The organism is Lolliginicoccus suaedae (assembly GCF_008312885.1).
Taxonomy (GTDB): Bacteria; Actinomycetota; Actinomycetes; order Mycobacteriales; family Mycobacteriaceae; genus Lolliginicoccus; species Lolliginicoccus suaedae.
In genome coordinates this window covers 113,567-139,584 of sequence record NZ_VSSO01000005.1, presented here as the reverse complement: position 1 = coordinate 139,584, position 26,018 = coordinate 113,567, and the positions used below count along the sequence as shown (strand labels likewise).

20 protein-coding genes and 1 tRNA gene are annotated in these 26,018 nt (G+C 67.3%); 13 read left to right on the top strand and 8 right to left on the bottom strand.

Translation table 11 applies throughout. From position 1 onward, the window contains the following. The 3 genes from FXO18_RS14575 to FXO18_RS14565 form a co-directional block, all read right to left on the bottom strand. Positions 1–1,836, bottom strand: coding sequence for an acyl-CoA dehydrogenase (locus FXO18_RS14575; protein WP_149361866.1), 1,836 nt, complete (start codon positions 1,834–1,836; stop codon positions 1–3). A gap of 169 nt (positions 1,837–2,005) precedes the next feature. Continuing rightward, a complete protein-coding gene (locus FXO18_RS14570; protein WP_149361865.1) occupies positions 2,006–3,319 on the bottom strand; it encodes a hypothetical protein in 1,314 nt (437 codons plus the stop codon). Positions 3,320–3,424: 105 nt separating this feature from the next. Then, positions 3,425–4,042, bottom strand: a complete 618-nt coding sequence (locus tag FXO18_RS14565; RefSeq protein WP_149361864.1) for an Ltp family lipoprotein — start codon at positions 4,040–4,042, stop codon at positions 3,425–3,427. 227 nt (positions 4,043–4,269) lie between these two features. Here FXO18_RS14565 and FXO18_RS16125 point away from each other — a divergent pair, with 227 nt between their 5' ends. After that, on the top strand, positions 4,270–4,575 hold the full coding sequence (locus FXO18_RS16125) for a hypothetical protein (protein ID WP_235900687.1): 306 nt from the start codon (positions 4,270–4,272) through the stop codon (positions 4,573–4,575). 75 nt (positions 4,576–4,650) lie between these two features. Then, positions 4,651–4,797, top strand: coding sequence for a hypothetical protein (locus FXO18_RS16115; RefSeq protein ID WP_235900708.1), 147 nt, complete (start codon positions 4,651–4,653; stop codon positions 4,795–4,797). Between the two features lie 19 nt (positions 4,798–4,816). On the opposite strand, the gene FXO18_RS14555 is transcribed toward FXO18_RS16115, so the two are convergent. Further along, a complete protein-coding gene (locus tag FXO18_RS14555) occupies positions 4,817–5,743 on the bottom strand; it encodes a hypothetical protein (protein WP_149361863.1) in 927 nt (308 codons plus the stop codon). Positions 5,744–5,972: 229 nt separating this feature from the next. Beyond that, positions 5,973–6,043: transfer RNA gene (locus FXO18_RS14550), tRNA-Gly, on the bottom strand. A 305-nt stretch (positions 6,044–6,348) separates the two neighbouring features. Here FXO18_RS14550 and dcd point away from each other — a divergent pair. The 3 genes from dcd (at position 6,349) to FXO18_RS16000 (ending at position 10,027) form a co-directional block, all read left to right on the top strand. After that, positions 6,349–6,915 (top strand): dCTP deaminase, encoded by a 567-nt coding sequence (gene dcd / locus FXO18_RS14545; protein WP_149361862.1) that lies wholly within the window; start codon positions 6,349–6,351, stop codon positions 6,913–6,915. A gap of 118 nt (positions 6,916–7,033) precedes the next feature. Beyond that, positions 7,034–8,368, top strand: a complete 1,335-nt coding sequence (locus FXO18_RS14540) for a UDP-glucose dehydrogenase family protein (RefSeq protein WP_187774381.1) — start codon at positions 7,034–7,036, stop codon at positions 8,366–8,368. 189 nt (positions 8,369–8,557) lie between these two features. After that, a complete protein-coding gene (locus FXO18_RS16000; protein WP_223114786.1) occupies positions 8,558–10,027 on the top strand; it encodes a hypothetical protein in 1,470 nt (489 codons plus the stop codon). Between the two features lie 14 nt (positions 10,028–10,041). Here the strand turns inward: FXO18_RS16000 and FXO18_RS14530 are convergent, their stop codons facing one another. The 3 genes from FXO18_RS14530 to FXO18_RS14520 all read right to left on the bottom strand — a co-directional run bounded on the left by FXO18_RS14530 (position 10,042) and on the right by FXO18_RS14520 (position 16,409). Next, on the bottom strand, positions 10,042–11,298 hold the full coding sequence (locus tag FXO18_RS14530; RefSeq protein ID WP_149361861.1) for a pyridoxal phosphate-dependent aminotransferase: 1,257 nt from the start codon (positions 11,296–11,298) through the stop codon (positions 10,042–10,044). A 164-nt stretch (positions 11,299–11,462) separates the two neighbouring features. Next, positions 11,463–14,669, bottom strand: coding sequence for a heterodisulfide reductase-related iron-sulfur binding cluster (locus FXO18_RS14525; RefSeq protein ID WP_149361860.1), 3,207 nt, complete (start codon positions 14,667–14,669; stop codon positions 11,463–11,465). 375 nt (positions 14,670–15,044) lie between these two features. Beyond that, positions 15,045–16,409: a S1 family peptidase gene (locus FXO18_RS14520; protein ID WP_149361859.1), complete on the bottom strand. Its 1,365-nt coding sequence runs from the start codon at positions 16,407–16,409 to the stop codon at positions 15,045–15,047. A gap of 313 nt (positions 16,410–16,722) precedes the next feature. On the opposite strand from FXO18_RS14520, the gene dnaK reads away from it, so the two are divergent. The 8 genes from dnaK to pyrE all read left to right on the top strand — a co-directional run bounded on the left by dnaK (position 16,723) and on the right by pyrE (position 25,960). Then, a complete protein-coding gene (gene dnaK / locus FXO18_RS14515) occupies positions 16,723–18,564 on the top strand; it encodes a molecular chaperone DnaK (protein ID WP_149361858.1) in 1,842 nt (613 codons plus the stop codon). Continuing rightward, on the top strand, positions 18,561–19,256 hold the full coding sequence (gene grpE, locus FXO18_RS14510; RefSeq protein WP_149361857.1) for a nucleotide exchange factor GrpE: 696 nt from the start codon (positions 18,561–18,563) through the stop codon (positions 19,254–19,256). Before dnaK ends, grpE begins: the two co-directional genes overlap by 4 nt. A gap of 27 nt (positions 19,257–19,283) precedes the next feature. After that, positions 19,284–20,456 carry a molecular chaperone DnaJ gene (gene dnaJ, locus FXO18_RS14505; protein WP_149361856.1) on the top strand — a complete coding sequence of 391 codons (1,173 nt, stop codon included), beginning with the start codon at positions 19,284–19,286 and terminating at the stop codon, positions 20,454–20,456. Then, complete coding sequence (locus FXO18_RS14500; protein WP_149361855.1) at positions 20,456–20,857, top strand: heat shock protein transcriptional repressor HspR; 402 nt, start codon at positions 20,456–20,458, stop codon at positions 20,855–20,857. The genes dnaJ and FXO18_RS14500 overlap by 1 nt, the downstream gene beginning before the upstream one ends. Before the next feature lie 134 nt (positions 20,858–20,991). Further along, positions 20,992–21,699, top strand: coding sequence for a TetR/AcrR family transcriptional regulator (locus FXO18_RS14495; RefSeq protein ID WP_187774380.1), 708 nt, complete (start codon positions 20,992–20,994; stop codon positions 21,697–21,699). A 197-nt stretch (positions 21,700–21,896) separates the two neighbouring features. Then, entirely contained in the window at positions 21,897–24,455 is a 2,559-nt protein-coding gene (gene clpB / locus FXO18_RS14490) for an ATP-dependent chaperone ClpB (protein WP_149361853.1), read from the top strand. Positions 24,456–24,598: 143 nt separating this feature from the next. Next, a complete protein-coding gene (locus FXO18_RS14485; protein WP_149361852.1) occupies positions 24,599–25,267 on the top strand; it encodes a type III secretion system chaperone family protein in 669 nt (222 codons plus the stop codon). A gap of 129 nt (positions 25,268–25,396) precedes the next feature. Further along, on the top strand, positions 25,397–25,960 hold the full coding sequence (gene pyrE / locus FXO18_RS14480) for an orotate phosphoribosyltransferase (protein ID WP_149361851.1): 564 nt from the start codon (positions 25,397–25,399) through the stop codon (positions 25,958–25,960). Positions 25,961–26,018 lie beyond the last annotated feature (58 nt).

Genomic DNA, 26,018 nt, shown 5'->3' with positions numbered 1-26,018 from the left:
TCAGAACGCGGCCTCGTCGAGCTCCATCAGGTCGAGATCGATGTTGGTGAGGACCTGCCGGATGGCGTGGATCTCGGGCAGCATGTTCTTCGCGAAGAACGAGCCGACGGCGACCTTGCCCTGGTAGAACGGTACGTCCTTCTCGCTGGCGCCGTTGTCGAGCGCGGCGAGCGCGACCTCGGCCTGGCGCAGCAGCAGCCAGCCGATGAGCAGGTCGCCCACGGCGAGCAGCAGGCGCACGGAGCCCAGGCCGATCTTGTAGAGCTCCTCGATCTGCTCGGCGGCACCCATCAGGTGGCCGGTGAAGGTGCCCAGGATCGCCTGGATGTCCTCGAGCGCAGCGTTGAGGAGCTCGCGCTCGTTCTTCAGCCGCTCGTCGCCGTTCTCGTCATCGATGAACTTCTTGATCTCGCCAGCGACGTGGGCGAGCGCAACACCCTTGTCGCGGGCGATCTTGCGGAAGAAGAAGTCGAGCGCCTGGATGGCCGTGGTGCCCTCGTACAGCGAGTCGATCTTCGCGTCGCGGATGTACTGCTCGATCGGGTAGTCCTGGAGGAAGCCCGATCCGCCGAGGGTCTGCAGCGACTCGGTGAGGTACTGGTAGGCACGCTCGGAGCCGACGCCCTTGACGATCGGCAGCAGCAGGTCGTTGATGCGGTAGGCGAGGTCCTTGTCGACGCCCGCGACGATCTTCGCGGCGGATTCGTCCTGGTGGACAGCCGTGTAGAGGTAGACCGCGCGCAGGCCCTCGGCGTATGCCTTCTGCGACATCAGGCTGCGGCGCACGTCCGGGTGGTGGGTGATGGTGACGCGCGGCGCGGTCTTGTCGGTCATGCGGGTCATGTCCGAGCCCTGCACGCGCTCCTTGGCGTAGGAGAGCGCGTTGAGGTAGCCGGTGGAGAGCGTGGAGATGGCCTTGGTGCCGACCATCATGCGCGCGTGCTCGATGACCTCGAACATCTGCGCGATGCCCTCGTGCACCTCGCCGACCAGCCAGCCCACGGCGGGCTTGCCGTTCTGGCCGAAGGTCAGCTCGCAGGTGGCGGAGACCTTCAGGCCCATCTTGTGCTCGACGCCAGTGACGTAGGCGCCGTTGTGCTCGCCGTACTCGCCGGTCTCCCAGTCCACGTGGTACTTCGGGACGAAGAACAGGCTCAGGCCCTTCGTGCCGGCGCCAGCACCCTCGGGGCGCGCCAGGACGAGGTGCATGATGTTCGGGAAGAGGTCATCGGAGGTGGCGGAGGTGATGAAGCGCTTCACGCCCTCGATGTGCCAGGTGCCATCCTCCTGCTTGATGGCCTTGGTGCGGCCCGCACCGACGTCGGAACCGGCGTCAGGCTCGGTCAGGACCATCGTGGCGCCCCAGCCGTGCTCCACCGCATGCTCGGCCCACTTCTTCTGCTCCTCGGTGCCGAGGTGGAACAGGACGTTCGCGAACGACGGGCCCGCCTGGTACATGAAGGCAGCGGGCTGCGCGCCGAGCAGCATCTCCGCGATCGACCACACGAGGATGCGGGGCGCGGGGATGCCACCGATCTCCTCGGACAGTCCCATGCGGTACCACTCGCCGTCCCACAGTGCCCGGAAGGACTTCTTGAAGGACTCGGGAAGGGTGACCTCGTGCGTCTCGGGGTCGAAGACAGGGGGGTTGCGATCCGCATCAGCGAAGGACTCGCCCAATGGGCCCTCAGCAAGACGCGAGACCTCGGACAGCATGTCGCGCACGGTGTCGACGTCCAGGTCGCCGAACTCGCCGGACTTCAGGACATCCTCGAGGCCCAGGAACTCGAAGAGGTTGAACTCCAGGTCGCGAACGTTGCTCTTGTAGTGGCCCATTCTTACACTCTCTCCGTTGAGATGTTCGTCGGATTCCCTACCAGCAGGATGGTGCCGTGGCCGCCATGCACAGCACGGTCAGCCCAGCAACCTACTCGCCAGTAACTTTGGCCAGTTTACGTCCCGGCCGCGCACATGCCAATAGTGCGACCTGCGAACTGCACCACAATCACAGCAAAGCCTCGCTGCTCCCGGGCTCCCGGACCGCCTCCCCGAACTCGCGCACGGTCGGAGGCAGGATCAGCACAGCGACCAGCGCCTCGCTCACGAACAACCACCAGCCGACCGCGGCCAGGCCATGATCATTGATGAAGAGCGCGACCCCCACAAGGAACACCACGGTCGTCCCCGAGCGCGCCGCCACCACCCGCCCCACCAGGCCATTGATCCGCGCCAGCGACCCATGCAACGCCTGCAGCGCAATGAACGGGAACGCAGCGGCACCCGCGTACAGCAATGCCGCGCTATGGGTCCCATAGCTGTCATCGATGAGCCCGAACGCCGTCGGGGCCAGGATCGCGAGGAACATCGACACCGCCAGCGCCATCAAAGCCAGCAGGAACGTGAACCGATAGACCAGACCGGGCAAGTCCCACGCCGACCGGTCCGCCGCGCTCACGAACGGTCCCATTACTGCCGTTACCATCGTCGCCAGCATCAGGATCAGGAAGAACGCCGGGATGAAATGCCCCGCCGCGATCGGACCCAGGTTCACGATCACCAGCAGCGGCAGCACCGTCGGCATCACCGCTCCCAGCGCCGCCGGGCCATACGCCCGCAGCACCCCCCGCATCATCTGCCCGCGATCCACCTGCTGCGGCGCCAGAGCCGCGAACTCGCTCCTGCCGATCCTGCGCGCGATAACCGCCGTCAGGATCGGCACCAGCACCATCATCGGCACGAACCAGGCCATCGCGATTCCCGTTGACCCCAGCGAGAACAGCCCTGCCGCCACCAGCAGCACCAGCCTCGCCCCCGCCTGAGCGACCATCGCTATCGCGCTCCACCGCGCACGCCCGAGCCCCGAGACCATCGAGTCATACGACGCCAGCACCGACAACCCCGCCACCAGCGGCGGAAAGGCCCACGCCTGCCAGGGAAGCTCGAAAACCACCTGCCGCGGGACGACCAGCACCACCAGCGTCCCCGCCAGCATCGCCACGATGAACACCGCCGCATTGCCACGGAAGAACCAGCCCAGCGCCTTCACGCCCGAGAACGGCACCACCCGCGACACCACCGCGCCGATGCCCAGGTTCGCCAGCGTCGACACCCCCGTAGCCGTCGCCACCAGCACCCCAGCGAATCCCAGAGCCTGCACATCGAACAAGAACGCGGCAACCACCCAGAACACCGCCGTGAAGCTCGCGCCGAACACATTCGACACCAGCGCCGCCAAGGCATCCGAATCCAGCACCCGGCGCGACGCCAGCCCCGCCGACGGCGTCAAGTCCCAGCTGTTCGTATTCGCGCTCTCCGACACGCCCCAAGCCTAGTGAAGCCGACCGCCGCCCCGGGGGCGAAGGGGGAGACGGGGCTGGGGTGGTCCAGGTGCGACGCGGCGATGGCGGGCGATCGGGGCATCTTGTCAGAGCCCGGAGGCATTCGCCCCATGCGCGGCCTGCTCCGGGGTGAACCCATCGAACTCCAGCTGATCGATCAGGCCCTGCCGAGAAAAGCCCATGACCTCGAGATAGGACTCTGCCACCCGCTCAGCCTGCTCGAACCAATCCACCTCGATGCGATCGACCGCGAACGTTGCATCCTCGGTGGAGTAGCCCTCGAACCCCAGCTGATCGATCAGGCCCTGCCGGGAGAAGCCCATGACATCGACATAGCTTTCCGCGTTCCGCACAGCATTTCGCTGGCTCACCGTCATGCCAGGATCGGCTGCCGGGGGAGGAGACGCGACGGGCGGCGGGGAAGGCGCATCGCTCGTCACAGCCTCTGTCGGACTAGGCGCAGCGGGGGCGCTCGTCGCCGGAATGGGTTGAACGGCATCGGTCGTCGCAGCGGCTGCCTGAGTGGATGCGCTGGTCTCGACCTCAGTCTCGGGCGCGGTACCGCCACAACCACTGAGAAATCCACCGATACCAAGGAAGATCGCCGCCGATACCGGCAACACGAGGTGCCGCCCCTTACGCCGAGTGCTTGTGCGGCTGGAAGCGGGAGCGGAGCGCAAAAACGAAACCGGTTCGTTGTTCATCTCCAGAACCTATCGCGTCCGATATGTACGAGTGCAGAAGATTCAGGAACGATGTGCACGCGCTGCGATTTTGCGGGAGATCGGCGCTGGTGCGATCAAGGTTGATCTGCCCGCCCACGGCCGCAATCCCAAACGGCCCGGTGCGATGCGGGTGGAGCGCACCGCCATTGTGGTCAACGGCGGCCCAGGTGTAGGAGGCCCCCAAGACGCGCGGCAGCCGCCGCCGAGTGCCGCTAACGTCAGCCACCACGGCGCTGCTGCGCGCGTACCTGGCGCGGCACCCCCGCGCCCATTGCGCCACCGCGCCGCTGTTCCCGGCGTCCCGGCTGATCCCGGAGCGGCCTACCGGGGTTAGGGCCGCCCGCCCGGCGGCACAGGTGCTGGGCGACCTGTCCGCGGAGCAGACCGCCGCGCGGCTAGACCTCGACTGGGACGCCCCGCTGCGCCGCCAGAACTTCTACAAGGCGGTGTACCGCCCGGCCGTGCTGCGCGCCAACGGGCTGGCAGGGGCGGGGTTGCCCGCCGATCTGTGATTCCACGCTCTGCGCCACGCGTACGCCAGCTTGTGCGTGGCGGCGGGGCTGCCCGCCCTGGCCATAGCCAAGTACATGGGCCACGCCAAGGTCACCACCACGCTGACCATCTACGCGCACTTGTTTGACGACGACCACACCGACGCCATGGCTGCGCTGGGCGCGCTGGGCCAGCCCACCCACCACGGCGACAACGTGGTCCCGATCAGGGGAGTGGGATAGTCGGTTTACATTTGGCTTCTCAGTCTCCGAGGCTTGGCTTGCGCAGATACTTTCCAACCGCAGGCAAGGCTTCCCAATCGGATTCTCCGATCACCGCAGAGCCCTCGGAGTCAACGCTGATTTTCCGCCAGCCTGACGTGCCGAATGCGGACCGTTCCAGATGAGCTCGTGCGCGGTTTCGAAACAAGGAGCCAGCTACGGGTTCACTGGGGCTGCTTGTCGGTTTCCATTCGGGTAATATCAATTCCTCGGCAAGCCACAGTTGGAGCTCGTTTGACTTTGCGTGGTACTCATCGACTTCAACTTTCACTGCTTCTTTGACCTGATCCCAGAACCAGCCGTAGAATTCCTGAGCTCTCATAGAGTATTTATCAATCAATGCGAGAAACTCGACATCTTTATCGCATGTCCTGAGAAACCGTTTGGCCGGGCCGCTCCAGCCGGAGAATTTGTCGAGTTCTGCGCGCTTCAACTTCACTGTATTTGCCCATTGAGGTGGCGCAGGTGGTTGGTGGCTAAACGTTGTACTGATCGACAGAAGCGGCACGGTGTGGTGGAGCGTGCAATTGCGAAGGTCGAAGAGAAACTTGATGTCATCATCGCCAAGCAGTTCGTCGACCTTGGGTTTGTAAAAGTCTACTTCCCATTTCGTCCGAAGGTCGTCCTTGCCTACCCGTTCTGATTCGTGGATTCTCTCCGTCCAGATCTTCCGATGCGTGGTGCGCTGACTATCGCGTAGCGTTGCGACTGACGCAATGAAATTATGGAATAAGCGTATTGCCTCGTGCTCAAAATCGTCGGTAAGATCGTCTACGTGCCGGGGTGTCTCGATAAACTGTGCAAGGTGTTTAGCAAGCTCGCGGCCATTCGCGCTGAATAACCTGATGGTTCGGTTCAAGGTCTCGAAGCGTTCGTGGTGGTATTTTCCGGGCAAGGTGCTGAGCATTTGCAGCCTGCGCTTGCGCTCGACCGACCAATCTGCTTCCCACCTTTGGTGAGCTTCCCTCAATCTCGCGCCGCCTCCCGTGTCTCGCTGCTCTAGGTGGCACGTTTGACATCCAGTCCGACAAGTCCGTCCTGTCGCACCCCGTGCCTGAGGTGCTGTGGAGGTGCCAGCATGCCCCGCAACGCACAACGCCAGCTCAGATACATGCTCTGAGCTGGCGTTTTACGAGAGCCGATGACGGGAATCGAACCCGCGTATTCAGCTTGGGAAGCTGATGTTCTGCCATTGAACTACATCGGCGCTGCAGCGTGCGTGCTGCGGTATGCGAGTGTAGCAAGCTTTCGCGCCCGGTTCCCGTCGTGGGTGGTCGAGGCGGGGAGCGTGTCGGGCCTTGCCCGGGCGGCCGTGGGGCCGGAGAGGTCCGAAGCCAGCGCGAGTGGAAACTTTTCCCGCCTGTAGCGGGAAAAGTTTCCACTCGCGGCACGGGCAACCGCCGGGCTGGGGGAGTCGGCACCCGCCCCACGCCAAGCCGGCCCCCACCCACGCTAAGCCGGCACCCACCATGCCAGGCCAGCAGCGCGCCCCCGCGGCGGTAGGCTGTGCCGATGCTTCTTTCTGATAGGGATATCCGCGCGGAGATCCAGGCGGGCCGGCTGGGCCTGGAGCCGTTCGATGATGTGCTGGTGCAGCCGTCGAGCGTGGATGTGCGGCTGGACAACATGTTCCGGGTGTTCAACAACACGCGGTACACCCATATTGATCCGAAGCTGCAGCAGGACGAGCTGACGTCGCTGGTGGAAGCGCCGGAGGGGGAGCCGTTCGTGCTGCATCCGGGCGAGTTCGTGCTGGGCTCCACGCTGGAGGTGTGCAGCTTGCCGGATGACCTGGCGGGCCGGCTGGAGGGCAAGTCGTCGCTGGGGCGGCTGGGCCTGCTGACGCATTCGACGGCGGGGTTCATCGATCCGGGGTTCAGCGGGCACATCACCCTGGAGCTGTCGAACGTGGCGAACCTGCCGATCACGTTGTGGCCGGGCATGAAGATCGGCCAGTTGTGCTTGATCCGGCTATCGAGCCCTGCGGAGTTCCCGTATGGCAGCGCGCGGACGGGGTCGAAGTACCAGGGGCAGCGGGGGCCGACGCCGTCGCGGTCGTACTTGAACTTCCGCACGTAGCAGCGCGCCGCCAGCAAGGCGGGGATGCAGCAACGGAGAGATACGTCATAGTGAACCGAGGGCCGGACTTCACCGATTGGTCGGACTTCATTAACTCGCACTGCCTAGGGTTTGGGTCATGGCGATTCGGATGACGGTGTTCGGTACGGGCTACCTCGGTGCGACCCATGCGGCATGCATGGCTGAGCTTGGCCATGAGGTCCTCGGTGTTGATGTCGATGCGGACAAGATCGAGCGGCTCAAGGCCGGTGATGTGCCGTTCTACGAGCCCGGGCTGCCGGAGGTCCTCAAGCGCAACATCGAGGCGGGGCGCTTGTCGTTCACCACGTCGTACGAGGAGGCCGCCGAGTTCGGGGATGTGCACTTCATCGGTGTGGGCACCCCGCAGCGGCGTGGCGAGTACGCCGCGGACCTCAAGTACGTGCACAAGGTGATCGACACGCTGGGTCCGCTGCTGACGCGCCCGGCGCTGATCGCGGGCAAGTCGACGGTCCCGGTGGGCACGGCCACGGAGCTGGCGGAGCGCGTGGCGCGGCTCGCCCCGGCTGGTGATCAGGTGGAGCTGGCGTGGAACCCCGAGTTCCTGCGCGAGGGCTTCGCCGTCAAGGACACCCTGGAGCCGGACCGGATCGTGGCGGGCGTGCAGCCCGGCGGCCGGGCGGAGTTGATCCTCCGGGAGGTGTACGCCAAGGCGGTCGATGCCGGTGCGCCCTTCCTGGTGATGGACTACGCCACCGCGGAACTGGTCAAGGTGAGCGCGAACGCGTTCCTGGCGACGAAGATCTCGTTCATCAACGCGATGGCGGAGATGTGCGAGGCCGTGGGCGGGGACGTGACGCTGCTGGCCGACGCGATCGGGCATGACAAGCGCATCGGGCGCCGGTTCCTCAACGCTGGCCTCGGTTTCGGTGGGGGCTGCCTGCCCAAGGACATCCGGGCCTTCATGGCGCGGGCGGGCGAGCTCGGTGCTGATCAGGCGCTGACGTTCCTGCGGGAGGTCGACAACATCAACATGCGTCGGCGCAGCCGCATGGTCGAGCTCGTCTCCGAGGCGCTCGGTGGCACGCTGATCGGCAAGAACATCGCCGTCCTCGGTGCGGCGTTCAAGCCGGATTCCGACGACGTGCGCGACTCCCCGGCACTCAACGTCGCGGGGATGCTGCAGCTCAAGGGGGCCGGGGTCAGTGTGTATGACCCGAAGGCCATGGACAACTCGCGCAAGGTGTTCCCCACGCTCGGCTACTCCGAGTCCGTGGTCGATGCCTGCGAGAAAGCCGACATCGTGCTCGTGCTCACTGAGTGGCAGGATTTCCGGGATCTCGACCCGGCGGAGCTCGAGGGCGTGGTGCGCGGCCGCATCATCGCCGACGGGCGGAACTGCCTCGATGCCCGCAAGTGGATGGATGCTGGCTGGACGTATCGTGCGCTGGGCCGCAATCTGTCGACGGTCTAGGACGGGTCCGCCCAGGAGTGTCCCGTGGAATTCGCGTTCGGTGACCGATCGGTTTCGATTTGACTGCGAAGCACTACAGTTGCCAGATTTCCGCGACGGCGAGGCTTCACACTCATCCCTAACGGCGTGCGGGCCAGCGTAAGGCCGCTACGGAAGGGACGCTAGGTGGGATCGTTACTGGGAATCGCGATGGACGCAGGACACGTGCGGTCCGCGTTGCGTTACCCCGACGGGGCCTGCGACGAGCAGTGCATTCCCATCATCGATGGTGCCTACGCGGAAGCCGTGGTGACCGCTGTCACCGCGATGCAGGACTGGGTGGCGCGGACGAAGGCCAGCCGGTTCACCACCGTCGTGGTGGCGTGCCCGATGGAGTCGCAGAACGCTCCGGTGCTCGAGGCTCTCTCCGCGATCGGATCGCTCACGGTGCGGTTCGTGGACTTCGCCGAGGCGCAGTGGGCGTACCTCGAGGAGATCGGTGCCTACACCCCGCCGGGCAATGTCATCCTGCATGGGCAGGGCGATCAGGGGACGATATTCAGCCTCATCGATCCGGTGGCGGGCCAATGCCTCTCGCGGGCATATGATCCCACGCTGAGCCTGCGCACGATCGATGACGCGATCGCCGCGATCGTTGGTGATCGCGCGCGCACCGACCAGCTCCGCCGCACGCTCATCGACCGGGAGTCGATCACGCTGAGCCGTCGCCGCACCCTCGACCGCGAGGACGTGGCTCGGGCCATCGACGGCGTGGCGCAGCGGTCATTCCGGAGCTCTCTCGACGTGGCGCACCAATTCGGGCTATCGGCGGAGTCGATCGTTCTGCTCGGCACGGCATCCGTGCTCATCGCACCGATAGCCCGCAACTACCGGTCTGTTCCACTCGTGGTCGCGGAGGATCCCACCGCGATCGCGGCGATCGGCGCTGCCGTGCTGCTCGTCCGCACCGACCCTGCCGCCGGTGGCGCGCCGGTGGAGTTCGGGGCCGGGCTGGTAGTGCCCCGCTCGGCGGATCAACGCGAGAGGGCGCAGGGGCGCAGCTCCCTCGCGTCCCGTGGTCTCACGCGGGCGGCGGCTGTCATCGCGCTCCTCGCCGTCACTGGGCTCGGGATCCACTTGACGACCGACATGACCTCGTCGGGCTCGGCATCGATGGTCGTTGACGGAACGCTCGCGGAATCCCTGCCAGGGCAGGGCGCCGGAACGGAAGAGGAAGCGCTGCCCGAGCGCTCCACGCCGCGCGCGGCCACGGAGCAGGACGCCGAGCCTGATCGATCGCCGGACCAGTCGCTCGAGGATGCGCAACCGCCTGAGCCAGCGCCGCCTGAGCCGGGCCAGCCCGCGGCAGCCTCCCCCGGAGAGCCCGACCAGCCGATCGTGCCGCCCCGGCGCCAAGAAGGTTGGTTCCCCGCCGCCGAGCCCGCACCGGCCCCCGCTCCTGCGCCGCAACCACCAGCTCCTGCGCCGCAGCCTGCCCCCGTTCCCGAACGCGCGCCTGCCCCCGCCCCCGAGCCTGCTCCGGTACCTCAGCAGGCCCCCGAGCCTGCCCCTGCGACCCAGCCTCAGGCTCCCGCCCCGGAGCCCGCTCCTGCCCCGGAACCTGCTCCTGCCCCGGAGACTGATACATCGATCAGCGAGGTTCCCCTGGACCTCGGCTGAGGCGCTCGCGACACCTACTGCGAGTAGCTGGCGAGGAAGTTGCCGATCCGTTCGATCGCCACGGTCAGGTCCCGCGAGTAGGGCAGCGTGACGATGCGGAAGTGGTCCGGGTCCGGCCAGTTGAAGCCGGTGCCCTGGACGACAAGGATCTTCTCGTGCAGCAGCAGGTCCTGCACGAACTGCTCATCGTTGTGGATCTCATGCACCTCGGGATCGAGCCGGGGGAAGCAATACAGGGCTCCCCTCGGCTTCACGCAGCTCACGCCGGGGATCGAGTTGAGACGTTCCCAGGCAGTGTCGCGCTGCTCGAGCAACCGGCCTCCCGGCAGGATCAGCTCGTTGATGGATTGGTGCCCGCCCAGCGCCACCTGGATGGCGTGCTGCGCCGGAACGTTGGGGCAGAGCCGCATCGAGGCGAGCAGGTTGATGCCTTCGAGGAAGCTCGTTGCATGATCCTTGGGGCCGGTGATCACCAGCCAGCCGGACCGGTAGCCCGCCACCCGGTATGCCTTCGATAGCCCATTGAACGTCAGGGTGAGCAGGTCTGGGGCGAGGGTCGCGAGCGAGACATGCTTCGCGCCGTCGTAGAGGATACGGTCGTAGATCTCGTCGGCGAGCAGCAGGAGCCGGTGCTTGCGAGCGAGGGAGACAAGCTCGTTGAGCACGTGCTCCGAGTAGACGGCACCGGTCGGGTTGTTGGGGTTGATCACCACGATCGCCTTGGTCTTCTTGGTGATCTTGGACTCGATGTCCGCGACATCGGGGTTCCAGTCGTCCTCCTCCGCGCACCGGTAGTGCACGGGAGTTCCGCCCGCCAGGCTGGTGGCCGCTGTCCAGAGCGGGTAGTCGGGCGCCGGGATGAGCACCTCGTCGCCGTTGTCGAGCAGGGCCTGCATGACCATCACGATCAGCTCGGATACCCCATTGCCGAGGAATACGTCATCGACGTCGAACTCGGGGAATCCCGGCTCGAGCTCGTAGCGGGTAACGATGGCCCGCCGCGCCGAGAGGATGCCCTTGGAGTCGGAATAGCCCTGCGCGTAGGGGAGCGCGGCGATCATGTCCCGCATGATGACGTCGGGAGCCTCGAACCCGAATGGGGCGGGGTTGCCGATGTTGAGCTTGAGGATCCGATGCCCCTCTGCCTCGAGCCGGGCCGCGTGCGCGTGCACGGGTCCACGGATCTCGTAGAGGACGTCCTGCAGCTTGCTCGACTGCTGCAGGACGCGTGGCTGGTAGTGATGCGGGTGCAGGGGATCGTTTCGGCTCACGTGTTCATCGTGCCACTGCTGTCGAGCTAATAATGCACGGACCGGCCGGATGAGTGCATGGCGCCCGCTCAGCTTGGCGGAATGCCTGGCGCGGGCTGCTGAATTGCTGTGGCCCCGCTCCCCGGGAACGGGGAGCGGGGCCACAGTGCTCGTGCCGTGCTCGGCTAGCTTGCGCCCTGCCCGGGGCGCTTGGCGCCGGGCTGGATCCCGAGGCCCTTCGGCTTGGGCTTGTCGGCGGCCGCTGGCTTCTCGGCAGCTTCCGAGGAGGAGGCATCGCTGGAATCACCAGCTGCTTCCGCTGGGGCCTTGGGCTCCGCGGGCTCGCTCGGAGTCGGCTCCGGCTTCGGCTCGGCAGCCTTGGGCTCGGGGTCCTTTGGCTCGGCTGCCTTCGGCTCGTCAGCTTGCGCAGGCTTCTCCGGGGCTGCCTTTGCTGGCGCAGCCTTCTCCGCGTCAGGCTTCGCGGTTGCCGAAGCCTGCGACCCTGGCCGCTTGGCGGCAGCCTTCATCTGGAGCCCGCCCTTGGCCGGGGCCTTTGCCGGTGCTTCCTTCTGGGTTGCTTCCGGCTTGGCCTCCGAAGGAGCCTCGGCGGGCTTCTCGGCAGCGGCCTCGGCGGGCTTGTCCGCTGCGGGCTTGGCTGCGGGTGCGGCTGCCTTGGCGCCGGGGCGCTTGGCGGCGGCCTTCATCTGCAGTCCGCCCTTGGCTGGGGCCTTTGCCGGTGCTTCCTTCTGGGTTGCTTCCGGCTTGGTCTCCGAAGGAGCCTCGGCGGGCTTCTCGGCAGCTGGTTCGGCGGGCTTGTCCGCTGCGGGCTTGGCTGCGGGTGCGGCTGCCTTGGCGCCGGGGCGCTTGGCCGCGGTCTTCATCTGCAGTCCGCCCTTGGCCGGTGCCTTGGCGGGTGCCTCAGCCTCGCCCTTTGCTGCCTCGCCCTGTGTCGCAGCGGGCTTCTCGGCCGGGGTGGCCTTGGCGCCGGGCCGCTTGGTGGCCTTGACCTGCAGTCCGCCCTTCGCGGGAGCCTTGGTAGCGGCCGGCTTGGCCGGTGCATCACCGCCAGCGGCGGGGGCTGCTTCCTTGGGCTCGGCCTCCACGGCAGCGCTCGCCTTGGGTGCTGCGGTGCTAGCCGCGGCGACACGGGCGGGGGAGCGCTTGGAGCCGACGGTCACTCCCTCGGGCAGCCCGCGCTTGACGCCCTCGAGGAGCATCATCGCGACATCGACGACCTCGACGCCCTCGCCCTTGCCGGATTCCTGGCGGGCGGTCACGCCGTCGGAGATCATCACGCGGCAGAACGGGCAGCCGGTGGCGATCTTCTGGGCGTTGGTATCGAGGGCCTCGTCGGTGCGCTCGACGTTGACGCGCTTGCCGAGGTGCTCCTCCATCCACATGCGTGCGCCACCAGCGCCGCAGCACAGCGACCGCTCGCCGTGGCGTGGCATCTCGGTGAGCGTGGCGCCCGAGGCCGAGACGAGCTCGCGGGGCGCCTCGTAGATCTTGTTGTGCCGCCCGAGGTAGCAGGGGTCGTGGTAGGTGGTGAGGCTCTTTGTCGGCTCGTTGACGGGAATGAGCCGCTTGTCGCGCACGAGCCGGTTGAGCAGCTGGGTGTGGTGGACGACCTCGAAGTCGCCGCCGAGCTGCGGGTACTCGTTGCCGATGGCGTTGTAGCAGTGCGGGCAGGTCACGACGATCTTGCGCTGCGCCTGCGCCCGGCCCTCGAAGACGTCGTTGAACGTCTCGATGTTCTGCTGGGCGAGCGTCTGGAAGAGCAGTTCGTTGCCAGCGCGGCGGGCGGAGTCACCGGTGCAGGTCTCGCCGGTGCCGAGCACCATGAAGTCGACGCCCGCGATGTGCAGGAGCTCCGCGACGGCCTTGGTGGTGCGCTTGGCGCGGTCCTCGAAGGCGCCGGCGCAGCCGACCCAGAACAGGTACTCGGTGTCGCCGAACTCGCCCTCGTAGACGGGGACGTCGAAGTCGACCTCGTCGATCCACTTCACGCGATCCTTCGCGTTCTGGCCCCAGGGGTTGCCCTTGACCTCGAGGTTCTTGAACAGCCCGGCGAGCTCGGAGGGGAAGGCCGATTCGATGAGGACCTGGTAGCGGCGCATGTCGATGATGTGGTCGACGTGCTCGATGTCGACGGGGCACTGCTCGACGCAAGCGCCGCAGGTGGTGCAGCTCCACAGCACCTCGGGGTCGATGATGCCGTCGGTGGCGGGGTCGCCGGTGATCTCGCCGACGAGGGGTCGTCCGGCCTCGATGCGGGCGGCCTCGGGGATCTTCGCGAGGGCTTCCTCATCGGGGTTGCCGTCGGCGTCGACGAGGCCGATCTCCTCGCCGGCCATGTCCTTGCGGCCTCCGGCGAGCAGGTAGGGCGCCTTGGCGTAGGTGTGGTCGCGCAGCGACAGGATCAGCAGCTTGGGGGAGAGGGGCTTGCCGGTGTTCCAGGCGGGGCACTGGGACTGGCAGCGGCCGCACTCGGTGCATGTAGTGAAGTCGAGCAGGCCCTTCCAGGAAAAGTCCTCGGCCTTGCCGGCGCCGAACGCATCGGTCTCGGGATCGGCCTCCTCGAGCTCGAGGACCTTGCCGCCGGACATCATGGGCTTGGCGGCGCCGAGCGCGACCCCGCCGTCGTCCTCGCGCTTGAAGTAGATGTTGAAGAACGCGGAGAAGCGGTGCCAGGCCACGCCCATGGTGATGTAGCGGCCGACGATGAGCAGCCAGATCATGCCGGAGAACAGCTTGATCATGGCGAAGATGGAGACGAGCACGGGCTCGGCGGGCAGCAGCTCAGCGATCCAGCGGGTGGCGAAGTAGGCGATATCGTTTCCGCCGTAGACGGCGTACTTGGAGGCGCGGACGAAGACGACGCCGAGGCCCTCGATGAGGACGACGGCCTCGACGAAGTAGGCCTGCCAGAAGCTCGAGCCGGAGAAGCGGGACATCCGGTCGGGGCGGCGCGGGTGGTTGCGCTGGCGGATGATGATGAGCGCGGTGATGCCGACGACGGTGCCCACGCCGAGGAACTCCATGAGGAGGCTCCAGATGAAGAGGTCACCGATGATGGGCCAGTGGAAGTGCGGGTTGTACGTCTCGCCGTAGGCCTCGAGCCAGGCGGAGGCTCCGAGGAGGAAGCCGAGCATGACGAGCCAGTGCGCCCAGCCCACGGAACGGAACTTGTTCATGCGTGTGTGGGCAAGGAACTCGATCATGAGTTGCTTGAACCGCGGCCAGACAGGGAACAGGCGGGTTCCGTCGGGCTGGCCGAGCCGGATGGTCTGCACCATCCTCCACGCCCCGGCCCAGAAGATGATCCAGCATGGAATGCTGACGACTGCGGCGATGGTGCCGAGCGTCAGCGTAACGGGCGTCACGTCGCTCATGTCGTCGTGGCCTTTCTGTCGTGGCGGTGTGTGCCGCCAGCCGTAAGCCGTCCGCTTCCCCTCTATGTTACCCGCGGGTAACTTGCGCTGCGCTTCCCGCGTGGCGCGAGGGGATTCCTGTGCGGTTGTGTCGCGGCGAGGCCTGCGCATCCCATGCCCGCCCTGCCCGGCGCCACTGTTGCTGCGGGCCGGTTGGGGCGTGAGCACCTGATCGCGCGCACACTCGTCTTTCCTAACGGTATTACGTGCCCTGGTAGCTGCTTTCGCGCAGGCGAGCCTAACTTGAACATTATGGTGCCCTGGCAGCGCGAAAGCCCTGGGATCGCTGGATTCCCAGCCATCCCAGGGCGCTGCCGGTTGGTGCCCCCCGGGGGCCTATCCGGTGGTGAGGCGGACCCCGGGCTCCCGGGCGAGGACATCATTGATCGGGGTCGCGTAGAGCAGCGGCGTCTCCCCGTAGATCGCGGTCTCCTCGATGGCGGCGGAGCATGATGTGAAATCACCCACGTCCGAGGCGCTGGAGATGCCCACGGCGCGGGTGCCGCTGATGATCGCGCCCCCGGAGTCGCCCTGCAGCGCGCAGATGCTCGAGGTGAACGCGTTGCCCAGGGTGCGGGGCCCGATCTGCAGGGTCAGGTTGGTGGCGGTGACCACGCCGCAGCTGAAACCGGTGGTGACGCCGGACTTGCACACGGGCATGCCGATCACGGGGTCCGCGGTGCCGGTGATGCGCAGCTCGCCCCCGCCGCGGATCCCGGCGGACGAGAACGCCTCCTGGTGCGCGTCGTCGATCTCGATGACGGCGTAGTCGACCTTGTCCATGTTCGTCGCGGTGAAGCGGCCGAAGACCTGACCGGCGAGCGGCCCCTGCAGGAAGCGGGTGGGCGTGCCAGAGGTGCCTGGTCCGTCGGGGTTGCAGTGCCCGGCCGTGAGGTTGATGGCCTTGCCGTCGTCGTTGATCCCATTGAAGCCGAGCGAGCAGCGCAGCGACGTGGCATCGCCAGCGATGAAGGCATCGCCGCCGAGTGCCTCGAACGGCGTCACGACCGTAGCGCTCGCGGGAGGGAGATCCTCCTCGTCCTGATCCTGGGGCTGGGGCTGGGGCTGTAGCGGTTTGTTGCTTCCGCTGCCAGCGAGGGGCTGCTCATCGATGGTGTCCTCGCCGGGGACGACCTCGTTGGCGGGGGTCAGCACCACGCCAGCGCGGTCGAGCAGCTCCGGCAGCTCGATGGCGGCCCCGAGCTCGCTCTCGGCGAGGCCGAGGACGACGGTGTTGCGGGTCAGGTCGATGACGGCACCGCGGAACATGCCGTTGAGCGGCGCGGGGAGCGCATCGATCCAGCGCTGCAGGTCGGCGAGCTCGGCACGCAGGGCGGTCTCGGTGCGCGATACCTCGGTGACGGCGAAGCCTGCCTCCTTGGCCTCGTCGGCGAGCGTGCTCGTTGTCGCGGCGATGGTGGGGACGCCGTTGTCGAGCCAGGCGCCACCGAACTCGTCGGGGAAGCGGGCCCGGAGATCGTGCGCGAAGGTTGCGAGATCCTGGGCGATCGCGGAGCGCTCGAGGAACTCCTCGGCGGTGATGCCGAGGTCCCGCTCGAGGGCCTCGATGAGTGCCGGGGGCAGTCCTGTCGCGGCGGGGGCAGGGGCTGGCTCGGCATGCGCGCTGGCGAGCGGGGCCATGCCGAGAACGAGGGCCGCGAGCGCGGCGGTGCCCGCGCGGCGAAGTGGTGAGGTGCGCATCGTTGGCTCTGGTCGCCCTTTCTCGGGTTGGCGCTGCGTGAGAGCAGGCGTCGGGATAACTCTAGGTCCGGGAGGGCCTGCTGGACCAGGGTCGCGGGCAGGACGTCATGAGATCGTGACGGCGGTGTGGCGTGGATCTCAACAGGCGTGGGGATGCCCGGGAACAAAACGCCGTGGGCCGACCGTTGATCCCGATGTAAGGTTGAGCGAGATAGGCTCAGGTGGCTGGCGCGATCGTCGGATCGCGCGTAGCTTTGAGTCGCATCCACTCATCTTTGATCGGATGCCAGGAATATCTACAAGGAGGAACACCATGGCGCGAGCGGTCGGAATCGACCTCGGCACCACCAACTCGGTCGTATCAGTGCTCGAGGGCGGTGACCCTGTTGTCATCGCCAACGCAGAAGGTGCGCGGACCACGCCGTCGGTGGTGGCATTCGCGCGCAACGGAGAAGTCCTCGTCGGCCAGCCCGCGAAGAACCAGGCCGTCACCAACGTTGATCGCACCATCCGCTCGGTCAAGCGCCACATGGGCACCGACTGGAAGAACGACATCGACGGCAAGAACTACACGCCGCAGGAGATCAGCGCGCGCGTGCTGATGAAGCTCAAGCGCGACGCCGAGGCGTACCTGGGCGAGGACGTCACCGACGCCGTGATCACCGTGCCGGCCTACTTCGAGGACGCGCAGCGGCAGGCCACCAAGGAAGCCGGGCAGATCGCGGGCCTCAACGTCCTGCGCATCGTCAACGAGCCCACCGCGGCAGCGCTCGCCTACGGCCTCGACAAGGCCGGCAAGGAACAGACCATCCTCGTCTTCGACCTCGGTGGCGGCACCTTCGACGTGTCCCTGCTCGAGATGGGCGATGGCGTGGTCGAGGTCCTCGCGACCGCGGGCGACAACCACCTCGGTGGCGACGACTGGGACCAGCGCATCGTTGACTGGCTCGTCAACAAGTTCAAGCTGCAGAACGGCATCGACCTGACCAAGGACAAGATGGCCATGCAGCGCCTCCGCGAGGCCGCCGAGAAGGCGAAGATCGAGCTGTCCTCGGGCCAGAGCACCACCATCAACCTTCCCTACATCACGGTCGACGCGGAGAAGAACCCGCTGTTCCTCGACGAGCAGCTCAGCCGCTCCGAGTTCCAGAAGATCACCGCTGATCTCCTTGACCGCACCCGCGCGCCGTTCCAGCAGGTCATCAAGGACGCGGGCGTCGCGATCGGCAACATCGACCACGTCGTGCTCGTCGGTGGCTCCACCCGCATGCCTTCCGTGTCCGACCTCGTCCGCGAGCTGTCGGGCAAGGACCCCAACAAGGGCGTCAACCCGGACGAGGTTGTCGCTGTCGGTGCCGCGCTGCAGGCTGGCGTGCTCCGTGGTGAGGTCAAGGACGTCCTCCTGCTCGATGTCACCCCGCTCTCGCTGGGCATCGAGACCAAGGGCGGCGTGATGACCAAGCTCATCGAGCGCAACACCACCATCCCGACCAAGAAGTCCGAGACCTTCACCACGGCCGAGGACAACCAGCCCTCGGTGCAGATCCAGGTCTACCAGGGCGAGCGCGAGATCGCGCGGCACAACAAGCTGCTCGGCTCGTTCGACCTCGCGGACATCCCGCCCGCACCGCGCGGCGTGCCGCAGATCGAGGTCACTTTCGACATCGACGCGAACGGCATCGTCCACGTCACCGCCAAGGACAAGGGCACCGGCAAGGAGAACACCATCAAGATCCAGGGTGGCTCCAGCCTGTCCGACGACGAGATCAACCAGATGATCAAGGACGCCGAGGCGCACGCGGAGGAGGACAAGAAGCGCAAGGAGGAGGCCGAGGTCCGCAACCAGGCCGAGTCGCTGGTCTACCAGACCGAGAAGTTCCTCAAGGACAACGAGGAGAAGATCGACGGCGAGGCCAAGGGCAAGGTCGAGACCGCGCTCAAGGGCCTGCAGGATGCTCTTGCTGGCACCGACGCCGAGGCCATCAAGACCGCGATGGAGACCCTGAGCACCGAGTCGCAGGCCATGGGCCAGGCGATGTACGAGTCGGCGGCCCAGGACGCGCAGGGCGCCGAGGGTGCTGGCGCGGACACTGGCGCCGAGGATGTCGTCGATGCCGAGGTCGTGGACGAGCCGAACGATAAGGACACCAAGTGAGCGGATCCGACGCACGTGATCAGGAACCGGTAACGATCACCGACAAGCGGAAGATCGATCCCGATACTGGCACGGCCCGGAACGGCGAGGCTGGGTCGGCGGCGGACGCGCCCCTCGAGGGCGATGTCGTCGACCCGGCGCCCGCCGCTGGCGGGGACGATGCCGGCACCGAGGATGGCGCGGCCGCCGACGAGCCGGAGGACCAGGATGCCCGGGCCCGCGAGCTCGAGGCCCAGCTGGCGGAGCGGACCGCGGACCTGCAGCGGTTGCAGGCCGAGTTCGCCAACTACCGGCGGCGGGTCGAGCGCGATCGTGCCGCGGAGAAGAGCGCGGCCAAGGCCACTGTGGTGGGCGAGCTCCTCGGTGTGCTCGATGACCTCGCTCGCGCCCGTGCGCACGGCGACCTCGAATCGGGGCCGCTGAGGTCGGTGGCCGACAAGCTCCAGGCCGTGCTCGAGGGCCAGGGCCTCGCCGCTTTCGGCAGCGAGGGCGATCCGTTCGATCCGTCCCTGCACGAGGCCGTCCAGCACGAGGGCAGCAGCAGCGAGCCGGTCGTCGGAACGGTGCTCCGGCAGGGGTACACCTTCGGTGACAAGGTGCTGCGGCACGCGATGGTCGCGGTCGTCGACAGTGACACGGCCGAGGGCGACAACGATGATGCCGCGCCTGGTGGAAGCCCGGACGCGGAGTAGGAACACTGGAGGAAGGAGGGGCGCCCGATGGTTCAGCGTGAATGGCTCGAGAAGGACTTTTACAAGGACCTGGGCGTCTCCTCGGATGCGTCGCAGGAGGAGATCAAGAAGGCGTACCGCAAGCTCGCTCCCGTTCTGCACCCTGACGCGAATCCGGGGGACAAGCAATCCGAGGAGCGGTTCAAGGCGGTCTCCGAGGCGTATAAAACCCTGAAGGACCCGGCCAAGCGCAAGGAGTACGACGAGGCGCGGCGGATGTTCCGGGTCGGCCACCGCCCCGGCGGCTTCGATCCGCGCGGCGGCTACCAAACAGCCGGCGATGCCGATGCGGGGTTCAGCTTCGGTGACATCTTCGGTGGTGGTGGCGGCGGGGGCGCTGGTGGCTTCGGCGACCTGTTCGAGGGCCTGTTCAACAGGCAGGCCCAGCCGGGCGCCGCGCGCCGTCCGCAGCGTGGCCGTCACCTCGAGACCGATACGCGCTTGACGTTCCGCGACGCCGTCCTCGGCACCACGGTGCCGCTGCGCATCACCTCCCCGGCGGCGTGCACCACCTGTCATGGCAGTGGTGCGCGCCCCGGCACCGCGCCGCGCACCTGCCCAAGGTGCAACGGCGCTGGCGTGATCAGTAGCAACCAGGGCGCGTTCGGGTTCAGCGAGCCGTGCGAGGACTGCCGCGGCACGGGCTCGATCATCGACAGCCCCTGCGCTGATTGCTCGGGCACCGGCGTGCAAACGCGGAGCCGCACGATCACCGTCCGTATCCCGCCTGGCGTGAGCAATGGCCAGAAGATCCGCATCGCGGGCAAGGGCGAGGCCGGGATGCGCGGCGCGGCGGCGGGCGATCTCTACGTCACTGTGCACGTCGATCCGCATCCCGTGCTCGAGCGCTCCGGGCAGGACCTGACGGTGACGGTGCCGGTGTCGTTCAGCGAGCTCGCGCTCGGCACCACCCTGTCCGTGCCCACGCTCGATGGCCGGATCGGGGTCAAGGTTCCCGCCGGCACGGGGGATGGGCGAGTGTTCCGCGTCCGCGGGCGGGGAGTGCCACGCAAGGTGGGCGATCCGGGTGACCTGCTCGTCACGGTGGCGGTGAAGGTTCCCTCGTCGTTGCCCGCGGATGCGGTCGAGGCGCTGGAGAAGTATGCGGCGGCCGAGCGTGCCGGTGGTTTCGATCCGCGGGCTGGATGGGCGGGTGCGTGATGGATGATCGGCATGACCCATCGGTCCCGGGCTCGCCCGATCCGACTGCTGGCATGTTCGCGATCTCCGTGGCGGCCGAGCTCGCGGGCATGCATGCGCAGACGCTGCGCACCTATGACCGGCTAGGACTGGTGACCCCTCATCGCGCCAGCGGTGGGGGGCGCCGGTACTCGCAGCGCGACGTGGACCTGCTGCGGGAGGTGCAGCGGCTCTCCCAGGAAGAGGGCGTCAACCTTGCCGGGGTGAAGCGGATCATCGAGCTCACGAACCAGGTCGAGGCGCTGCGGGCGCGGGTCTCGGAACTGCTCGATGAGGTATCGGCGCTGCGCTCCGCGCGCGGCGAGCTGGTGCCCCTGCCGCGTAGCAACGCGCTGGTGGTCTGGCAGCGCCGGAGGACGTAGCGGAGCTGCAATGCCTGGAAGAACGCGTCTTCTAGCCACGATTCACTACCCATTTGGTGAGTTTTTCCATAGACTCACCGAGATATGCCCCTAGAAATAGGGGCAAAGGGAGGTGTGTAGTGCAGAATACCCACGTGGCTACCAACAGTGACCTCGGCAAGCGAGGCAACAAGCGTGGCGCGACGGCCAAGCTATCGCGCGAGGAAATCGTCCAGGCTGCCCGGCAGCTCATCGAGGCCGAGGGGCCCGATGCGCTATCCATGCGACGTCTCGCCGGAGTGGTGAAGAGTTCCCCGATGGCGCTCTATCACCATGTCGATGGCAGGGCGGACCTGCTCGCGGCGGTCCTGCAGGTCATCTGTGCCGAGCTGCCGCGTCCACTGCTGCCCGATGATCCGCAGGAGCGGATGGTCCGGCTCGCGTCGCTCGTGCAGCAAGTCATGCTCCAGAACCCCTGGTCGCTGGAGATCCTCAGCACGAACACGGCATTCGGGCCTGACTCGCTCTGGTTCCTCGAGGAGTTCCTCGCCGCCGCGCGCGAGGCCGGTCTCAGCGAGGAGCAGGCCGGGCTAGCGCTGCTGTCGTCCTGGCGGGTCATGATCGGCAACGTCGCGGTCGCGCTGAACCTGCGGGCCATCCGGGCATCGGAGGCCGACCCCTGGTTCGCCGGCATCGGCAAGGATTCCGCCGAGCGGGCTCCGCTGTTCGCGTCCATCGCGCCGCGCTGGCTCGAGCTCGACAACGAGTGCAGCCCGGAATCAGCGCTGGGCCCGATCATCGCGGCGATCATCGCGGATGCCCGTTCACGGTGCGTCGATGAGCCGGTGCGCGCGGCTGTGTGATCGCTGGGCAGTAGTGGAAGGACGTCGCGGACGACGATGTGATGCCCGGCACTTTCCGCCCCATCCATACTTGAGTGGAACAGACTCAACTCTTTGATCGTTGTAGTAGCTAGGATCGGTCGTGCCTGCCAACCAAGCGGGTGCCACCGCCACCCGCTCCCACTACACGATCAGTCGAGTCACAGGGGTGTGAACACATGGACGCTTTCTCGCCCACCACCAAGGTCCAGGCAGCTTTGTCCACCGCGATGCAGAACGCATCAGCAGCAGGCAACCCGGACATCCAGCCGCAGCACATCCTCGCGGCCCTCCTCGAGCAGCCCGACGGAATCGCGGTGCCGCTCCTCAAGGCCGTCGGAGCCGATCCGGCCGCCATCGACCGCGAGCTCGCGCAGCTCCTCGACCGCATCCCCGTGGTCACCGGGCAATCCGCCACGCCTCAGCTCGGGCGCGAGGCTCTCGCCGCGATCACCACCGCGCAGAAGCTCGCCACCGAGCTCGGCGACCAGTACGTCTCGGCCGAGCACATCATGGTCGGGCTCGCCACCGGCAGCGGGGACACTGCCCGCCTCCTGCAACGCCATGGCGCCACCGACCAGGCCCTGCGCGAGGCCTTCACCGCGGTCCGTGGCAGCTCCCGGGTCACCAACCCCGACCCCGAGGCCACCTACCAGGCCCTCGAGAAGTACAGCACCGATCTGACCGCGGCCGCCCGCGAGGGCAAGCTCGATCCCGTGATCGGACGGGACAACGAGATCCGCCGCGTCATCCAGGTCCTCTCCCGGCGCACCAAGAACAACCCCGTCCTCATCGGCGAGCCAGGCGTCGGCAAGACCGCCATCGTCGAGGGGCTCGCCCAGCGGGTGATCGCCGGTGATGTGCCCGAGAGCCTGCGCGGCAAGACGGTCATCGCCCTCGATCTCGGCTCGATGGTGGCCGGGGCGAAGTACCGCGGCGAGTTCGAGGAGCGGCTCAAGGCCGTCCTCGACGAGATCAAGCGCTCCGACGGGCAGGTCATCACCTTCATCGACGAGCTGCACACCATCGTCGGTGCGGGCGCGACGGGAGAGTCCGCGATGGACGCGGGCAACATGATCAAGCCCATGCTCGCGCGCGGCGAGCTCCGGCTCGTGGGCGCCACCACCCTCGATGAGTATCGCAAGTACATCGAGAAGGATGCCGCCCTCGAGCGTCGCTTCCAGCAGGTCGTCGTCGGCGAGCCCTCGGTGGAGGACACCGTCGGCATCCTCCGCGGCCTCAAGGAGCGCTACGAGGTCCACCACGGCGTGCGCATCACCGATTCCGCGCTCGTTGCCGCCGCGACGCTCTCGGACCGGTACATCACCGCGCGCTTCCTGCCCGACAAGGCGATCGATCTCGTCGACGAGGCCGCATCGCGCCTGCGCATGGAGATCGACTCGCGCCCGGTGGAGATCGACGAGATCGAGCGCATCGTGCGACGCCTCGAGATCGAGGAGATGGCCCTGGCCAAGGAGACCGATGAGGCCAGCAAGGAACGCCTCGGCAAGCTGCGCCAGGAGCTCGCGGACGGCCGCGAGAAGCTCTCGGGGCTGACCGCGCGCTGGCAGCACGAGAAGAACGCCATCGACTCGGTCCGCCAGATCAAGGAGCAGCTCGAGAACCTGCGGGGCGAGTCCGAGCGCGCCGAGCGCGACGGCGACCTCGGCAAGGCCGCGGAGCTGCGCTACGGCCGCATCCCCGAGCTCGAGAAGAAGCTCGACGCCGCCGAGCAGGCCAGCCACGGCAACGGGCCCGGGGACTCGGCTGTGATGCTCAAGGAGGAGGTCGGGCCCGACGATGTCGCCGATGTGGTCTCCGCCTGGACCGGAATCCCTGCCGGTCGCATGATGGAGGGCGAGACGGCCAAGCTGCTCCGCATGGAGGACGAGCTGCGCCATCGCGTCGTGGGCCAGGACGAGGCCGTGCAGGCGGTCTCCGATGCGGTGCGGCGGGCCCGGGCAGGCATCGCCGACCCGAACCGTCCCACGGGATCGTTCATGTTCCTCGGGCCCACCGGTGTCGGCAAGACCGAGCTGGCCAAGGCGCTCGCCGAGTTCCTGTTCGACGACGATCGCGCGATGGTGCGCATCGACATGAGCGAGTACTCGGAGAAGCATTCGGTGGCCAGGCTGGTCGGCGCGCCCCCCGGCTACGTGGGCTACGAGTCGGGCGGGCAGCTCACCGAGTCCGTCCGCCGACGCCCCTACACGGTGATCCTGTTCGATGAGATCGAGAAGGCGCACCCGGATGTGTTCGACATCCTCCTGCAGGTGCTCGATGACGGTCGCCTCACCGATGGCCAGGGGCGCACCGTGGACTTCCGCAACGCCATCCTCATCCTGACGTCCAACCTTGGCGCGGGGGGCGATGCGGAGCGGGTCATGGCCGCGGTGCGGTCAGCGTTCAAGCCCGAGTTCCTTAACCGGCTCGACGACATCGTTGTCTTCCACGCGCTCGGGCGCGAGCAGCTGGAGTCGATCGTGCGGATCCAGCTCGACGTGCTCCAGCAACGGTTGCGGCAGCGCCGGCTCGAGCTCGCTGTCTCGGACGCCGCGCGCGAGTGGCTCGCGGCACGGGGCTACGACCCGGCCTACGGGGCCCGGCCGCTGCGCCGGCTCATCCAGCAATCGATCGGCGACCAGCTCGCCAAGCTGGTGCTTGCCGGTGACGTGCGCGATGGCGATACGGTGCCGGTCGGCGTCAGCGAGGATGGCGAGTCACTGGTCCTCGGCTGAGAACCGGACGATGCCCGGATGGGGCGGCGCGGGCGACCGTGCCGCCCCATCCGGCTTCCTCAGTATCGGATTGGCAGCGAAAACGTCTCGACGTGGGTGTTTGCACCATGTACTTGCCGCATGGAGCGACTAGCATCTCCGCAATGGCTGTGGTGTGGTTTGTACTTGGAATCGCGGCCCTCGCGGGGGCCGTTGTCTTGCTGCGCATCGACAGTCGTCGGCGCGCCTGGCGGAGGAAGATCCGCAGCATCTGGGGCGCCCGGCGGGGACTGGAGTTCATGCGCAAGGTGCCGCGGATCGCGGCGCAGTGGCGGCACGGCATGATCGGCCGCCACACCCTTGTCGACGGGGCCAATGTGGTCCGCGGGATGCCGCGCCTCGCGGTCGAGGATGCCTCGGAGCACGTCCTGTTCGATCTGGAGGACTCGGCGACGATCTTCGCGGTGCGTGCCCAGCACGTGTCCGCAATCGTCTTCGAGGCCGCACGGACCGATCCCGAGGGCCGCCCCGCGAGCGCAGCGCTCGCCCGCGCCTGCCCGGGAACCTCGGCGGCGGCGACGGTCGGGGAGTGGACGATCTTCTCCGACGACGTGGAGGCAGCGCGGCGGACCGCCGACATGCGACTGGTGGCGTTCCTGGATATCGTTCCGGACTTCGTCGATGTGATCTGGGCCGAGGGGGAGTGGGTCCTCGCGAGCTTCCCGCAAGGCACGAGCTGGGCGGAATGGGATGACGTGGAGGGGATCCTGCACCAGTTCGCGCGCTTGATGCGCGTGCTGCCCCCGGCTCACCGCGAACGTGCCTATAGCTAGTCCATCTGTCTCGCCCTGACGGTGCTGCCGGGCACGGACCAACGAGGGAACCGGTCCGTGCCCGGCAGCATTTGCGGCTGCCGTGATGGTAGGCAATAGTGGCACCGAATGCTCGAGGAAAGGATCACGATGGCTGTCGATGCGCGAGCCCGGGAGACGCTAGCCGCGCTCATCCGTGACCACGCGGTGGTGCACGGCAAGGTCACCTTGTCCTCGGGGCGCGAGGCCGACTACTACATCGATCTGCGCAGGGTGACCCTGCACCATGAGGCGGCCCCGTTGATCGGCGTGCTGCTGCGCGGGATGACCGCGGACTGGGACTTCGTCGCCTCTGGCGGCCTGACCCTCGGCGCGGATCCGGTCGCGGCTGCCATCATGCATGCGCCGGGGCGCCCGATCAATAGCTTCGTCGTGCGGAAAGCCGCGAAGGCGCACGGCATGCAGCGCCAGATCGAGGGACCTGATGTGACGGGCCGGCGGGTCCTCGTCGTGGAGGACACCACCACGACCGGCAATAGCCCGCTCGCGGCCGTGGCCGCGCTGCGCGATGCCGGCGCGGAAGTGGTGGGCGTCGCCACCATCGTGGACCGGGATACCGGAGCGCGGGAGGTCATCGAGGCGCAGGGCCTCGCGTACCGCTCGCTCTTCTCCCTCGGCGACATCCTCGGCACGGGGTGGCAGGAGTCACCCTAGCCGCTGGCGGGGATGCTCCGAATACCTATCAAGTGTTGTCAGTGACATGGCGGACATG

Bases quoted from the DNA above. Each gene is read 5' to 3' on its own strand.
- FXO18_RS14575 (WP_149361866.1), bottom strand. From the start codon at position 1,836: ATGGGCCACTACAAGAGCAACGTTCGCGACCTGGAGTTCAACCTCTTC.
- FXO18_RS14565 (WP_149361864.1), bottom strand. From the start codon at position 4,042: ATGAACAACGAACCGGTTTCGTTTTTGCGCTCCGCTCCCGCTTCCAGC.
- FXO18_RS16115 (WP_235900708.1), top strand. From the start codon at position 4,651: ATGGGCCACGCCAAGGTCACCACCACGCTGACCATCTACGCGCACTTG.
- FXO18_RS14555 (WP_149361863.1), bottom strand. From the start codon at position 5,743: ATGCTCAGCACCTTGCCCGGAAAATACCACCACGAACGCTTCGAGACC.
- dcd (WP_149361862.1), top strand. From the start codon at position 6,349: ATGCTTCTTTCTGATAGGGATATCCGCGCGGAGATCCAGGCGGGCCGG.
- FXO18_RS14540 (WP_187774381.1), top strand. From the start codon at position 7,034: ATGGCGATTCGGATGACGGTGTTCGGTACGGGCTACCTCGGTGCGACC.
- FXO18_RS16000 (WP_223114786.1), top strand. From the start codon at position 8,558: ATGGACGCAGGACACGTGCGGTCCGCGTTGCGTTACCCCGACGGGGCC.
- FXO18_RS14525 (WP_149361860.1), bottom strand. From the start codon at position 14,669: ATGAGCGACGTGACGCCCGTTACGCTGACGCTCGGCACCATCGCCGCA.
- FXO18_RS14520 (WP_149361859.1), bottom strand. From the start codon at position 16,409: ATGCGCACCTCACCACTTCGCCGCGCGGGCACCGCCGCGCTCGCGGCC.
- dnaK (WP_149361858.1), top strand. From the start codon at position 16,723: ATGGCGCGAGCGGTCGGAATCGACCTCGGCACCACCAACTCGGTCGTA.
- dnaJ (WP_149361856.1), top strand. From the start codon at position 19,284: ATGGTTCAGCGTGAATGGCTCGAGAAGGACTTTTACAAGGACCTGGGC.
- FXO18_RS14500 (WP_149361855.1), top strand. From the start codon at position 20,456: ATGGATGATCGGCATGACCCATCGGTCCCGGGCTCGCCCGATCCGACT.
- clpB (WP_149361853.1), top strand. From the start codon at position 21,897: ATGGACGCTTTCTCGCCCACCACCAAGGTCCAGGCAGCTTTGTCCACC.
- FXO18_RS14485 (WP_149361852.1), top strand. From the start codon at position 24,599: ATGGCTGTGGTGTGGTTTGTACTTGGAATCGCGGCCCTCGCGGGGGCC.
- pyrE (WP_149361851.1), top strand. From the start codon at position 25,397: ATGGCTGTCGATGCGCGAGCCCGGGAGACGCTAGCCGCGCTCATCCGT.